This window comes from Amycolatopsis sp. 505 (assembly GCF_031625235.1).
Taxonomy (GTDB): Bacteria; Actinomycetota; Actinomycetes; order Mycobacteriales; family Pseudonocardiaceae; genus Amycolatopsis.
This window is the reverse complement of sequence record NZ_JACKQP010000012.1, coordinates 212,794-225,472: the sequence shown is the minus strand read 5'-3', so window position 1 is coordinate 225,472 and position 12,679 is coordinate 212,794. Positions and strand designations below refer to the sequence as shown.

Here is a 12,679-nt window from a genome sequence, read left to right as displayed (position 1 = left end):
ACCTTGGAACGCGGTCTAGAAGTCCGTGCTGCGTGAAAGCTTCTCGTTGGCGCGTAGCTCCACGAGGGCGTTCTCGTGCATCGCGGTGACGACGTCGTAGCCGGAGTTGCCGAGCACGATCCGGTGCGGCGGAACGGGGGCGTTCATCGCGCTGATCACGGCTCGCACTCCCCGCACGGGATCGCCCTCTTGCTTGCCGTTGTGGTCCACGAACGCCGCCTTGACGCTCTCGACCATCGGCACGTAAGCGTCGACGACCTCGTCGACGGGCTGGTCCTGGAAGCCGGCGAAGGCCTTGGTGCGGGTTGCTCCCGGCTCTACGACGAGCACCCGCACACCGAACGGCTCGACCTCGACCCGCAGCGTCTCCGACAGTCCTTCGACCGCGAACTTCGCCGCCGAGTAGTAGCCGAACCCCTGCGCGCTGACCAGGCCCGCCACCGACGACATGTTCACGATCCAGCCGCCGCCGCGTGCCCGCATACCCGGCAGGACCGCACGCACCACGTCGACCACGGCGAACAGGTTGAGGTCGAACGTGCGGCGGATCGTCTCGTCAGGGGCCCCTTCGATCGAGCCGAACCAGCCGCGGCCCGCGTTGTTGACGAGCACGTCGATTCCGCCGAACCGCTCCTCCGCCGCCTTGACCGCCGCGCGCACCTGCTGGGCATCGGTGACGTCGAGCTCGAGAACCAGCACGCGGTCGCCGTAAGGCTCAGCCCATTCCCGCAGCTCAGCAGGCCGACGCGCGGTCACCGCGACTCGATCGCCCTGGTCCAGTGCGGCCTCGGCGTAGACCAGACCGAACCCCCCGGGCGTCCCACCAGTGATGAACCAAGTCTTCATGATTTTTCTCCAGTCAAGATCGACGTGCGTGGGTTCGGTCAGGCGGTGTGGTTGGCGATGACGAGTTCGGCGATGAGGCCGTCCCGCAACGCGAACCGGTAGTCGAGCTCGGCGACGCCACCCGGGAAAGTGCCTTCGAGCCGCACGGTCACCACCCAGTGGGCGTCGTCGACGCGGCGAGCGCCGATCTGCTCGGTCGTGTACTCGAACTCGGATCCGGCGTCCCGCAGGAACGCGTGGGTCTTCTCCCGGCCATGGAAGGTTTCGCCCTGGTCGACGAGCACCGCGTCCTCGGTGAGGAACGACGAGGCGGTGCCGGCGTCGCGGGCGATGTGGGCGGCGAGGAACTCGCGCACGGTGGCCGGGAGCAGATCAGTGTGCTGTGTCATGAACCCATCGTGTGAGCTCGCGGCGCGGGAGGGTCAAGCCGTGGACTCTCCCCCGGGGAGAGAGTCCAGGATGGAGGCATGCTGAGCATCGGCGAGTTCTCGCGGCTGACCCACTTGAGCGTGCGGACCCTGCGCCGGTACCACGAGGCGGCCCTGCTGGAACCCGCCGTGGTGGACGAGGCCACCGGTTACCGCTACTACGGCCTCGACCAGATCCCGATCGCGCAGGTGATCCACCGGCTCCGCGAACTCGACGTCCCCTTGAACGACGTGCAGCGCATCCTGCGGACCCCCGACCCCGGTGTCCGCGCGGCCCTGGTCGCGGACCACCTGCAACGCCTCGAGAACGTGCTCGACCGCACCCGCGCGGCGGTCGTGTCGCTGCGGCGCCTGCTCCAGCCCGACCCGGCGCCGATCGACGTCGAACTGCGCGCGGAGCCCGCCCGGACGGTCGCGGCGGTCGAGGCCGTGGTCGGGCACGGCGACGTCGAGGCCTGGTTCGCCGGCGCGATGGCCGAGCTGGAGGCGGCCGTCGGCGACGCCGTGACCGGACCGCCGGGCGGCTGCTACGAGAACGCCCTCTTCGAACAGGAGCGCGGTCACGCGCTCGTCTACCTGCCGACCGCCGCGCCGCCTCGCACCGGGCGCGTGCACCCCGCGGTCCTTCCGGCCGCGGAACTGGCCGTCACCACCCACGTCGGCGAGCACGACGGCGTCGAGGTCACCTACGGCGCACTCGGGACCTGGGTGGTGGAGAACGCGATGTCGGTGGCCGGGCCGGTGCGGGAGGTCTACGCCGTCGGCCCTCGTGACACCGGCGATCCCGCGGCGTGGCGCACCGAGATCGGCTGGCCGGTCTTCCGCGTCACCTGAAGACGCGGTTCGCTTCCCTCGCGACTCACGTCAACAGGGCGACGAGGGTGGCCAGGGCGGGGGCGCCCTGGCCGATCAGGCCCTTGATCCGCGCCCGGCGGGGGTCGAAGGCGATCAGTGCCACGCTCGCCGCGAGCATGGACACACCGGCCGCCAGGACGAGGGCTCGGCCCGCCGCGAGCGCGCCCGCGTGGGCCGCGGTCAGCCCGGCGAGCACCTGCAGGGCCAGGAGTGCGTTGTAGCAACCCTGGTGGAACGCCCAGGGGCGGACCGCGGCGAGATCCGCCGCGCGCACCTCGAACATGGCGTGCACTTCGGGGCGGCCGAAGCGGACGCTCTCCATCGTGAAGATCCACACGTGCGTCAGCGCCGCGGCCAGCGCGAACAGCTGGGCGGGGAGGTTCATCGGGAGCGAGTCAGCCGCAGGGGCGCGTCCGGGAGCAGCGCGCCGGTCTCGTCCAGCTCGGCCAGCAGGGCGGGCACGCCGACGGTGAGCATCTTGGTGCGGACCGCGCCGAGCAGCTTGGCCATGGCGAACCCGCCGACGCCGGTGAACCCGGTGTGGTGGTAGGTGAAGCGGGTTCCTCCGGCGGTGGGTTCGAGCCGGTAGCGGACGTGGCTGGGTGGCTCCCCTTCCGCGCCGACCCAGGTGTAGTGCAGCAGTTCCCGCGCGCGGACCTCCAGCACCTCGCAGTCGACGATGCCCCGCCAGCCGGGCATCGGCTTGGCGACGAACTGGAACTTGTTCCCGGCCACCGGTTCGAACCCGACGGCGCGGGCGCCTTTCCCGGTCGAGGTCCAGTACGGGATCAGGTCCGGGTCGGTCACGGCGCGCCAGACCTTCAGGGCCGAGTGCGGGTAGTCGCGGACGATGTGGATCTCGGACACGATGGGCTCCTTAAGGTTCAGTGGCTATAAAATTACTGTAGCAGAACTTTTCGTGTGGCTGAAGTAGGATGACCGTGTGACGACAACGGGAACCGGCCGGCCGGCCGTCGAAGGCCTGCGGGAACGCAAGAAGCGGATGATGCGCCGGCAGCTGTCGGACACCGCCGCGCGGATGTTCCTCGAACGCGGCTTCGACGCCGTCCGGGTGGCCGACGTCGGCGCGGCGTGCGGAGTGTCCGAAAAGACCGTCTTCAACTACTTCCCGAGCAAGGAAGCGCTGCTCCTGGACCGGCTCGAAGCCACGGCCGACGCGTTGCGCACCCACCTGCCGGACCCGGCGCTGACCCTGGTCAGCGCAATGCTGACCATCCTCGACGACGAACGGGACAGCCTCGCCGAGGGTCTCGCCGCCGACCCCGATCAGGACCGCGCGCTGGCGCGGTACCGCAAGTTCGGCGACCTGATCCGGAACACCCCGTCACTGCGCGCCTACCAGAGCGACATCGCCGACCGGTTCGTCGACATCGCCGCCGAAGCACTCGCCACCCGGACCGGGCTGCGCCCCGACGACCCCGAACCCCAGCTCGCCGCGGCAACGCTCCTCGGCCTGTGGCGGGTCCAGTTCCGGGCCCTCCGGACCCACGTGCGCCCCGGCCACCCCCTACCGGCCGCGATCGACGCCGTCAGCCGCGAGGTCCGCCGCGCTGCCCACCTGGCCGAAGCGGGACTGGCCACCTTCCCGGCACCCGCGAAACCAAGCTGACCGGCCGGCAGCGCACCGGAGACCCGGCGACGGCCCGGGCGGCGCGGCTGTCGAGTTCCGGGCGATCCGTTCGTCATCCTCTTCAAGGCACCCGGCACAACGGCCTGGAGGACACGTGCAATACATGCTGCTGATCTACAACTGCGACCGGCCCGAACCCGGCGACCCCGCCTTCCCCGAGGCGTTGGCCCGGGTCAACGCCTTCGCCGAGGAATGCCGGCGGCGTGGTGCGTTCGTCTCCGGCCACCCGCTGGAGGGCGAGCACACCGCCACCACCGTCAGCGTCCGCGACGGCAAGACGCTGATCACCGACGGCCCGTTCCCCGAGACCCACGAACACCTCGGTGGCACCTACGTCCTCGACTGCCGCGACCTCGACGAAGCCCTCGAGCTGGCCGCGCTCTGCCCGATGGCCGCCGACGGCACGATCGAAGTCCGGCCGATCGCCGGGGTTCCGGACCTCGACCACCGCCCGTCGACGGGCGCATGACGGCCGCGGCCGTCCTGTCGACGACCTACCGCGAGCACCGGACGAAGATGCTCGCCGCGCTGGTTCGCGTGCTGGGCGACTTCGAACTCGCCGAAGACGCGCTGCAGGACGCCTGCGCGCTCGCCCTGCGCCACTGGGACGACCAGCCACCCGACGACCCGGTGGCCTGGCTGCTGACCGCGGCCCGCAACAGCGCGATCGACCGCCTGCGGCGGGCCCGCACCGGCCGGGACAAGCTCGCCCGGCTCGCGCCACCACCGGAGGCGGCGACCGTGGACTTCGACGAACAGCGCCTGCTCGGCGTCGGCGACGAGCGGCTCAGCCTGCTCTTCACCTGCTGCCACCCGGCCTTGGCCGAGGAAGCGCGGGTCGCTCTGACGCTGCAGGCCGTGGCCGGCCTGACCGCCGGGCAGATCGCCCGGACCTTCCTGATCGCCGAGCCGGCCCTGGCCCAGCGGCTCGTGCGGGCCAAGCGCAAGATCCGCGACGCGGGCATCAGCCTCGACGTCCCCGCCGACCACCTGCTGCCCGAGCGGCTCTCCGGCGTCCTCGCGGTGATCTACCTGATCTTCACCCGTGGCTACACCGCCGGCGGCGACCAGCCCGAATACCGTGCCCTGCAACAGGAGGCGATCCGCCTCGCCAAGCTCGTGGCCACCCTCATGCCCGACGAACCGGAAGCCCTTGCCCTGGTCGCGCTGCTGCTGGTCCACCACGCGCGCTCGGCCGCCCGGTACACGCCGGCCGGGGACCTGGTCCTGCTCGAAGACCAGGACCGGTCCCGCTGGGACCGTGCCGGGATCGCCGAAGCCGTCCGGCTGCTGGACCGGGCCCTGCGGTTCGGGACGTCCGGGCCATACCTGCTGCAGGCGACCATCGCGGTCCTGCACGCCCAGGCGCCGACGGCCGAGGAGACGGACTGGTCCGCGATCGCCGCGGTGTACGAGCAGCTGCTCGCCGCAACGCCGTCGCCGGTGGTCGCGCTCAACCACGCCGTCGCGGTCGCCATGGCCACCACCCCGGCCGAGGGGCTGGCCTTGATCGACCGGATCGACGGTCTCGACGGCTACCACCTGCTGCACGCCGCCCGCGCCGATCTCCTGCGCCGCCTCGGCCGGACCGGCGACGCGGTCGCGGCGTACCGGCGCGCTCACGAGCTCGCCACCAACCCCGCCGACCAGCGGTACCTCGCCGGCCGCATCCGAGCCCTCGAAAACTCCACGGGCTGAGCTGTCGAGAAGCCGGACGGCCGTTCGTCCTCCGGTGAGTCCACCGACGACGCACCGAAAGGATCCACTCCCATGAGCAGCACCTCGGTTCAGGCCGGAATCGTCGTCGATGTCCGGCGACACCGGGTACGACGTCGGCTCCGACGGCAGCCGGTGCGCCTGGGCGCGCGTCCTCGTCTGCGCGCCGCCGGAGCGGGTGGTTCTCAGCTGGGACATCAGCCCGCGCTGGTCGCTCGACCGGCACGGCGAAGGCTGGGAAAGCGTTGCCGGCCTCGGCGCCGGCTCGGGGTGGCCGCGCTACCTCGACCGGTTCCGCGCCGCGGCGCACCGGGATGCCGCGCGGAACTGAAGCCGATACCGTCCACACCGGACTCGATCCCAGCAGCTGCGGAGAGGCCACGATGAGCACAGGACCCGACGATTCACACCGCCGTCGCGCGGAGACGCTGCGCACGGCGATGACCGGCGACACCGGAATCACCGAGGCAGCGCTGCGGACCGCCGTCGCGGACCGCGCGGCGGGTGGGCCGCCCGTCGCCGAACCGTACGACGAGCTGGCCCGGCAGGTCGGGGCCGCCTCCTACCGGGTCACCGACGCCGAGGTCGACGCCGTGCGGCAGGCGGCCGGCAGCGACAAGGCCGCGTTCGAGATCGTCATGTCCGCCTGTGTCGGCGCCGGCCTGGCCCGGTGGGACGCCGCCGCGCGGGTGATCGCGGAGGCGACCGATGCGCCTGCCTGAAGTCGAACGCGGCGACGGTCTCCGCAGCAGGATGTTGATCCGGGTCATCTCACTGGCGCTGGGCGCGCGTCTCCCGGACGCGGCCCGGGTTGCCTTCTACCACAAGGGTTTCGTCGGGACGGCGCTCGGCGCGTGGACGCAAGCGGCGATGCGCGGGCCGAGCGGATGGTCCGTCGCGGAGCGGGAGCTGATGGCCGCGATGGTCGCCAAGTGGAATTCGTGTCCCTTCTGCGTCGGGGCGCACCGGGCCATCGCCGTGCGCGGGATGGACACGGCGGTGGCCGACGCGGCCCTCGCCGACCACCACTCCGCGCCCCTCCCGGATCCCCTGCGCGCCACTCTCGCCGTTTTGGAGACCATGACGCTTCGCCCCGACGAGCTGGGGAGCGGGCAAGTCCGAGCGGCGCTGGCTGCGGGAGTGACGCGGCGGCAGCTCGAAGACGCGGCCGCGGTCGCAGCCGTGTTCAACATCGTCACCCGCTACGCCAACGCGCTGGGCTTCGCCATCCCGTCCGACGCCGAGTTCGACAAGGCCGCGGGCATGATGCTCAAGCGCGGCTACGCCTGACCTGAACCCGCGCGCTCACGCAGCGGAAGTGCTGGGCTCCGTCCGGTGGCCGGCCGCGTAGTGGGCGGTGCCGATCGCTCCGGCGACCGCCAGGACGAACCCCGCCACGGCCGCGGCGGTGAAACCCTCGCGGACGCGGTCGTTCAGCAGCGCCACGCCGATCAGCGAGGACACCGCCGTGTTGGTGGTGAACATGATGGCGGTGACCGCGGTCGCCCGGCCGCGTTGCAGGGCCATCGCGAACGCCACCGCCGCGACGAGCCCGTTGGCGATCATCGCCCACAGCGCCGGTTCCACGGCGAGGTGCCAGACCGGCCCGGACGCGTCGAGCGTCCGGGCCGCGACCCCGACGGTGCTGAACCCCAGCCCGGCGCAGAACCCCAGCACGATCGGCGCCCAGCGGCCGTCCCCGCGCTGGGCGGTGAACGCGATCGCCGCGATGACCACCGCCACGCCCACCAGCAGCAGCTTCCACCCTGGCGGCAGCAGGCGCGCGGGGCCCGGGTCCGCGGACAGGCCGAGCAGCACCAGGCCGGTCGCCCCCACGCCGAGCGCGGCCCACCCGGCGCCGGCCAGCCGGACACCGAGGATCGCGGAGATCGTCGCGGTCACGCCGACGCTGAACGCGAGCACCGACTGGACCAGGAACAGCGGCAGGCGGTGCAGGGCCGCGGCGGCGAAGACGAACCCGAGCAGATCGACGCCGACCCCGAGGAAGTAGAGCGGCTGCCGGCGCAGCGCGACCAGATCCTGGGGCGAGCCGCCGAAGGCACCGGCCCGCCGGACGCCGGCCGACTCCAGGATGGAACCGCTGCCCGAGGCGACGGCGGCCAGCACGGCGAGGACGTATCCGAGGATCACCGCCTGAGTGTGCCAGCCCGGCCCCGGCCGGCCGGGCCGGTGCCCCGCACCGACGTGCCGACCGGCGACGATCAAGTCCGGCCGACGCCCCGGAATCCGCCCGGCGCGGTGCCGAACTGGCGCTTGAACGCGTGCGAAAAGGCGAACGGCGAGGCGTAGCCGACCTTCGCGGCGATCGACGGCAAGGCCAGGTCGGTGTCCTGCAGCAGGCGGGCCGCGGTGGTGAGCCGCCACCAGGTCAGGTACGCCATCGGCGGCCGGCCGGTCAGCGCGGTGAAGCGGCGGGCCAGGGTGGCCCGGGACAGGCCGACCCGGGCGGCCAGGTCTTCGATCCGCCACGGCGCTTCGGGGTGCTCGTGCAGCGCTTCCAGTGCGGCCGCGACTTCCGGGTCCCGCAACGCCCGCGGCCAGCCCGGATCCGGGTGGTCGGTCAGCCAAGCGCGGATCAGGTAGACCAGCAGCACGTCCAGCAGGCCGGTGAGGACCGTCGCCGAGCCCGGCCGCCGCTCGCTCACCTCGACCCCGAGCAGGTCGATCGCCGCGCGCAGGTCGGGGTGGCGCCCGACCTCGGCGGGCAGGTGCGCGACCTCCGGCAGGCTCGCGAGCAAGGGGTGCTGCCGCGCGTGGGACAGCCGGTACTTGCCGCACAGGAACTCGGTGCGCCCGGCCGGCTCGGCCACCGCCGTTTCGAACGGCACCGCGCCGGCCGCGTCCGGCGTCGAGGAGAGGACGTGCGCGCTGCCGTGCGGCACCAGGACCGCGTCGCCGGGACCGAGCGTCACCGGCTCCCCGTCGTCCGGGACCAGCCAGCCGCTGCCGCGCAGCAGCACGTGGAAACCCGCACCCTCGTACGGCGCGAAGCGGTAGCACCAGTCCGGACCGGCCCGCAGCCGGTTCGACGTGGGCCGGCCGACCCGCACCGCGGCGATCGCGTCACTGAGCACGTCCACGCCGACAGCGTAACCCTGAGACGATCGAGCATCGGAACAAGCCGATGACGCATGGAAAAGCTCGCTTTGCCGTCCTAGCGTGGCGTCATGCACATCGGTGAAGTCGAAGTCGTCAAGGTCGTCGAGTGGCAGGGCGAGATCGCCCCGGTGCAGACGATCATCCCGGGCAGCCCGCCGGAGCTCTGGACCGCCAACGCCGGCTGGCTCGCCCCCGACCACTGGAACCCCGAAACCGGCGGCTACCGCGGTGCCGTGCAGACCTGGGTGCTCCGCAGCGAAGGCCGCGTGATCCTGGTCGACACCGGGGTCGGCAACGACCGGGACCGGCCGCAGATCCCGCTGTTCAACCACCTCGCGACACCGTTCCTCGAGCGGCTGGCCGCGGCCGGCGTCCGGCCCGAGGACGTCGACGTCGTCGTGAACACCCACATCCACTACGACCACGTCGGCTGGAACACCGAGCTGCGCAACGGCGACTGGGTGCCCACCTTTCCCCGCGCCACCTACTTGATCCCCCGCGTCGACCAGGTGTACTTCGCCCCGGGCAACGCCCATCGCCGTCCCGCCCCGCGCACCCCGCAGGAGCAGCTTCGCCGCGAAGGCAGCCTGCTCGTCTACGCCGACAGCGTCGCGCCCGTGCTCGGCCGGGCCGAGCTGTGGGAAGACCACCACCGCCTCGACCGCAACCTCACCCTCGAAGCCGCGCCGGGCCACACCCCCGGCTCGTCGGTGCTGCGGGTGTCCTCCGGCGCGGACCGGGCGGTGTTCGTCGGGGACCTGCTGCACAGCCCCGCCCAGATCGTGGCCCCGGAGCACAGCAGCTGCTTCTGCGAAGACCCGCGGCAGGCCGCCACCACCCGGCGCGCGATCCTCGAACGCGCGGCGGACACCGGCGAGCTCGTCGTCCCCGCGCACTTCGGGGGCCCGGGTGCGGCCGAGGTCCGCCGGGACGGCAGCCGGTTCGCCGTCCACCGCTGGGCCGCGGAGGACTGAAGCAGCTCAGCGTCCGGCGCGTGGCGTTCGGTTGATCCGGGTGCCGGGTCGGACCTACGCTTCAGCGTCGATGATTGCCGAGGAGGATCCATGCGAGGCGTCTGCCGCGGCCGTGGTCAGTTGTTGCTCGTCTCCGGTGTCCTGTCCGCCGGGTTGGTGGCCGCGACGAGCCCGGCGGCCGAGGCGGCGCCGGTGTTCTCCCCCGGTGCGCCGGGCGCCGGCGACCCGTACTTCCCCGACATGGGCAACGGCGGCTACGACGTCGGCCACTACGACATCCGGCTCGCGTACGACCCCGGCACCCAGGCGATCGACGCGACCACCACGATCTTCGCCACGGCCACCCAGAACCTCTCCCGCTTCGACCTGGACTTCCAGGGCCCGCTGACGATCAGCGAGCTCTCGGTGAACGGCCGGAACGCCGCCTTCACCCGCAGCGGTGCCCAGGAACTGGTGATCACCCCGCCGTCCGGGTTGCGGAAGGGCACCCCGTTCGTCGTGTCGGTGTCCTACGCCGGCGTGCCGCAGAAGATCGACGACCCCGCGCTGGGCCTCTCCGGCTGGGTCGCCACCAAGGACGGCGCCGTCGCGCTCAACCAGCCGATCGGTGCGGCGACCTACTACCCGGTCAACGACACCACCGACGACAAGGCGACCTACACCCAGACCATCACCGTGCCGACCGGGCTCACCGTGCTGGCCAACGGCGAACCCGGGCCCACCACCACCCGCGATCACCGGACCACCTTCCGCTGGACCATGAACCGGCCGATGGCCAGCGAGCTGAGCATGCTCGCGATCGGCGATTACCACGTCACCCGCGGCGTGGCGGCCGGCGGCCTGCCGAACATCACCGCGATCGGCCGGTCGATCGACACGAAACCCGGCCAGGGCAAGGTGTTCAACCAGACCACCGCGCAGATCGTCCAGTGGGAATCGTCGGTGTACGGGACCTACCCGTTCGACTCGACCGGCGGCATCCTCGCCGACGTCGGCGTCGGCTACGCCCTCGAGACGCAGAGCCGGCCGGTCTACGACCACAAGACCAGCGAGGTCGACGGCGACCTGCTCGCCCACGAACTCGGCCACCAGTGGTTCGGCGACAGCCTGACCCCGGTGCACTGGTCGGACATCTGGCTCAACGAAGGCTTCGCAACCTACTCGGAGTGGCTCTACCAGGAGAAGTTCAACGGCGTCCCGGTGCAGCAGACTTTCGAGAAGACCTACGCGGACGAAGAGGACTGGAGCGGCCAGGTCGCCGACCCAGGCCGTGACCACATCTTCGACGACCTGGTCTACAACCGCGGCGCGATGACCCTGCACGCGCTGCGCACGAAGATCGGCGACCGCGCCTTCTTCCGGGTGCTCAAGGAGTGGCCGTCGGCGAACCGGTACACCAACGTCTCGACGCGGCAGTTCATCCGGTTCGTCGAGCGGCTGACCGGCCGCGACCTCGACTCGTTCTTCCGGACTTGGCTCTACCAGCCCGGCAAGCCGTCCCTCTGAGCCGGTGTCGGCACCGCGGTTAAGGGACCCGCGGTGCCGCCGACGTGGACGGGGCTCAGCCCTTGGCGGTCAGCTCCAGCAGCCGGCCGGTCAGATCCAGGTGTTCCTCGATGCTGCCGGTCAGGTAGGTGAGGTCCACGAACGTGTGGTCCGGCGCCACCAGTTCGACGATCTTGGTGACCGACTCGGCGATCGCCTCCGCTTCCGTGCCCGGGGCCGCGTTCACCCGCAGCGCCACGCCCAGCGCCTGCGGGTCGCGGCCGGCGCGCTCGGCGTCCGCGCGGAGCTTGGCCAAGGTCGAGGTGATCACGTCCGCGGGGAACTGCTCGGGCACCGACCAGACCGGCAGCCAGCCGTCGGCCCGCTCGGCCACGCGGCGCAGCGACTTCTCGCCGAAGCCGGCCAGGTGCACCGGCGGCTTGCGCACCGGCTTCAGCGCGACGTTCGACTCCGCGATCCGGTAGCCGACGCCCTCGTGCGTCACGGTGTCCTTGGACCACCACGTTTCCAGGAGGTCGAGCAGGTCGTCGAGCCGCTTGCCGCGTTCGGACATCGGGACGCCGACCGCCGCGTACTCGTCCGGGGACCAGCCGATGCCCAGGCCGGGGAGCAGCCGCCCGTTGCTCGCGACGTCGATGCTGGTCAGCAGCCTGGCGAAGTTGGCGGGCTGGTACTGGGTCGCGTTGATGGTGCTCGAACCGAGCACCGCGGTCTCGGTCACGGCCGCGGCGATGGCCAGCGCGGTGAACGGGTCCTGCGCGGTGTGGAACTCCTCGGGCATGGTGTCGTAGCCCGGGTAAGGCACGACCGGGTCGACCGGCGACAGCAGCCGGTCGCCGACCCACAGCCCGGCGGCGCCGGCCCGTTCCGCCTCGCGCGCGTACCGCGCGATCCCGCCCGGCGTGGCCGCCGCCTTGCCGAACACCGGAAGGCTGAAACCAAGTGGCATTGCTTCTCCCCTGAAGAGTGACTGGACTCCGTTCGGTCCTCCTGCCACTACTACTCGCATCCAGTTGCGCGTTCAAGCAGTTCCCGGTTGCGGCCGCCGGTGCCCGGATGGCCTATGCTGAGGACAGCGGTCGAGCCGACGGCCGGTACGAGACTCCCCCTGCGCTCGGGGCATCAGTTGTCGCGCGGTTTTCCGTTCCGCGATTTCACTTCAGCGTTGTACCTAGGGTGTGGCCGACGAAAGAGGCCACCATGACCACCTGCCACCAGACGCTGCCCACGGTTTCCGGCGCGGTCGAACCGCCGGACGCGCTCCACCTCACCACCCACCGGCCCGCCCCGGGCACCGCGGTCGTCGAAGCGGCCGGGGACCTGGACCTCGCCACGGCCCCGCGGCTGCGCGAACTGATCGCCACCACGGCCACGAGCACGCCGGCCCACCTGGTGATCGACCTGCGCGGCGTGCAGTTCCTCAGCGCCACGGGCTTGGCCGCCGTCGAGCACGGCTACCTGCTCGCCACCGGACGGGGCATCACCTGCACCGTGCGCGTCGACCCGGCCGGCCGGGTGCTGCGTGTGATCCGCCTGCTGCCGTGGCGCTTCGCCGAGGCGGTCGAAGCGGCCTGACGCGGCGA

General features: G+C 71.9%; 17 protein-coding genes. 10 read left to right on the top strand and 7 right to left on the bottom strand.

All coding sequences use genetic code 11. The annotated features are described in order from the left end of the window. Positions 1–15: 15 nt before the first annotated feature. Both H5965_RS38430 and H5965_RS38425 read right to left on the bottom strand, forming a co-directional pair. Positions 16–846, bottom strand: coding sequence for an SDR family NAD(P)-dependent oxidoreductase (locus H5965_RS38430; protein WP_310975961.1), 831 nt, complete (start codon positions 844–846; stop codon positions 16–18). Positions 847–884: 38 nt separating this feature from the next. Next, a complete protein-coding gene (locus H5965_RS38425) occupies positions 885–1,235 on the bottom strand; it encodes a nuclear transport factor 2 family protein (RefSeq protein ID WP_310975960.1) in 351 nt (116 codons plus the stop codon). 78 nt (positions 1,236–1,313) lie between these two features. Here H5965_RS38425 and H5965_RS38420 point away from each other — a divergent pair, with 78 nt between their 5' ends. Continuing rightward, positions 1,314–2,108 carry a MerR family transcriptional regulator gene (locus H5965_RS38420; RefSeq protein ID WP_310975959.1) on the top strand — a complete coding sequence of 265 codons (795 nt, stop codon included), beginning with the start codon at positions 1,314–1,316 and terminating at the stop codon, positions 2,106–2,108. 25 nt (positions 2,109–2,133) lie between these two features. Here H5965_RS38420 and H5965_RS38415 read toward each other — a convergent pair whose 3' ends face one another. Together H5965_RS38415 and H5965_RS38410 are read right to left on the bottom strand one after the other, a co-directional pair. Beyond that, positions 2,134–2,514 (bottom strand): DUF1304 family protein, encoded by a 381-nt coding sequence (locus tag H5965_RS38415; protein ID WP_310975958.1) that lies wholly within the window; start codon positions 2,512–2,514, stop codon positions 2,134–2,136. Next, on the bottom strand, positions 2,511–2,996 hold the full coding sequence (locus H5965_RS38410; RefSeq protein ID WP_310975957.1) for an SRPBCC domain-containing protein: 486 nt from the start codon (positions 2,994–2,996) through the stop codon (positions 2,511–2,513). Before H5965_RS38410 ends, H5965_RS38415 begins: the two co-directional genes overlap by 4 nt. Positions 2,997–3,072: 76 nt before the next feature. Between H5965_RS38410 and H5965_RS38405 the strand changes: the two genes are divergently transcribed. The 6 genes from H5965_RS38405 to H5965_RS38380 all read left to right on the top strand — a co-directional run bounded on the left by H5965_RS38405 (position 3,073) and on the right by H5965_RS38380 (position 6,786). Then, positions 3,073–3,759, top strand: a complete 687-nt coding sequence (locus H5965_RS38405) for a TetR family transcriptional regulator (protein WP_310975956.1) — start codon at positions 3,073–3,075, stop codon at positions 3,757–3,759. A 115-nt stretch (positions 3,760–3,874) separates the two neighbouring features. Next, on the top strand, positions 3,875–4,249 hold the full coding sequence (locus tag H5965_RS38400; protein ID WP_310975955.1) for a YciI family protein: 375 nt from the start codon (positions 3,875–3,877) through the stop codon (positions 4,247–4,249). Further along, entirely contained in the window at positions 4,246–5,478 is a 1,233-nt protein-coding gene (locus tag H5965_RS38395; protein WP_310975954.1) for a DUF6596 domain-containing protein, read from the top strand. Before H5965_RS38400 ends, H5965_RS38395 begins: the two co-directional genes overlap by 4 nt. 109 nt (positions 5,479–5,587) lie before the next feature. After that, positions 5,588–5,827: a hypothetical protein gene (locus tag H5965_RS38390; protein WP_310975953.1), complete on the top strand. Its 240-nt coding sequence runs from the start codon at positions 5,588–5,590 to the stop codon at positions 5,825–5,827. Positions 5,828–5,879: 52 nt separating this feature from the next. Next, on the top strand, positions 5,880–6,218 hold the full coding sequence (locus H5965_RS38385; RefSeq protein WP_310975952.1) for a hypothetical protein: 339 nt from the start codon (positions 5,880–5,882) through the stop codon (positions 6,216–6,218). Beyond that, on the top strand, positions 6,205–6,786 hold the full coding sequence (locus H5965_RS38380) for a carboxymuconolactone decarboxylase family protein (RefSeq protein ID WP_310975951.1): 582 nt from the start codon (positions 6,205–6,207) through the stop codon (positions 6,784–6,786). The genes H5965_RS38385 and H5965_RS38380 overlap by 14 nt, the downstream gene beginning before the upstream one ends. Before the next feature lie 15 nt (positions 6,787–6,801). On the opposite strand, the gene H5965_RS38375 is transcribed toward H5965_RS38380, so the two are convergent. Continuing rightward, positions 6,802–7,647: a hypothetical protein gene (locus tag H5965_RS38375; protein WP_310975950.1), complete on the bottom strand. Its 846-nt coding sequence runs from the start codon at positions 7,645–7,647 to the stop codon at positions 6,802–6,804. Positions 7,648–7,718: 71 nt separating this feature from the next. After that, positions 7,719–8,597 (bottom strand): AraC family transcriptional regulator, encoded by an 879-nt coding sequence (locus tag H5965_RS38370; RefSeq protein WP_310975949.1) that lies wholly within the window; start codon positions 8,595–8,597, stop codon positions 7,719–7,721. Positions 8,598–8,684: 87 nt separating this feature from the next. Here H5965_RS38370 and H5965_RS38365 point away from each other — a divergent pair, with 87 nt between their 5' ends. Then, positions 8,685–9,590 (top strand): MBL fold metallo-hydrolase, encoded by a 906-nt coding sequence (locus H5965_RS38365; RefSeq protein WP_310975948.1) that lies wholly within the window; start codon positions 8,685–8,687, stop codon positions 9,588–9,590. Between the two features lie 90 nt (positions 9,591–9,680). Beyond that, positions 9,681–11,096, top strand: a complete 1,416-nt coding sequence (locus H5965_RS38360) for a M1 family metallopeptidase (RefSeq protein ID WP_310975947.1) — start codon at positions 9,681–9,683, stop codon at positions 11,094–11,096. Between the two features lie 55 nt (positions 11,097–11,151). Here the strand turns inward: H5965_RS38360 and H5965_RS38355 are convergent, their stop codons facing one another. Then, positions 11,152–12,045 carry a TIGR03619 family F420-dependent LLM class oxidoreductase gene (locus H5965_RS38355; RefSeq protein WP_310975946.1) on the bottom strand — a complete coding sequence of 298 codons (894 nt, stop codon included), beginning with the start codon at positions 12,043–12,045 and terminating at the stop codon, positions 11,152–11,154. A 251-nt stretch (positions 12,046–12,296) separates the two neighbouring features. Here H5965_RS38355 and H5965_RS38350 point away from each other — a divergent pair, with 251 nt between their 5' ends. Next, complete coding sequence (locus tag H5965_RS38350) at positions 12,297–12,671, top strand: STAS domain-containing protein (protein ID WP_310975945.1); 375 nt, start codon at positions 12,297–12,299, stop codon at positions 12,669–12,671. Positions 12,672–12,679: the final 8 nt, after the last annotated feature.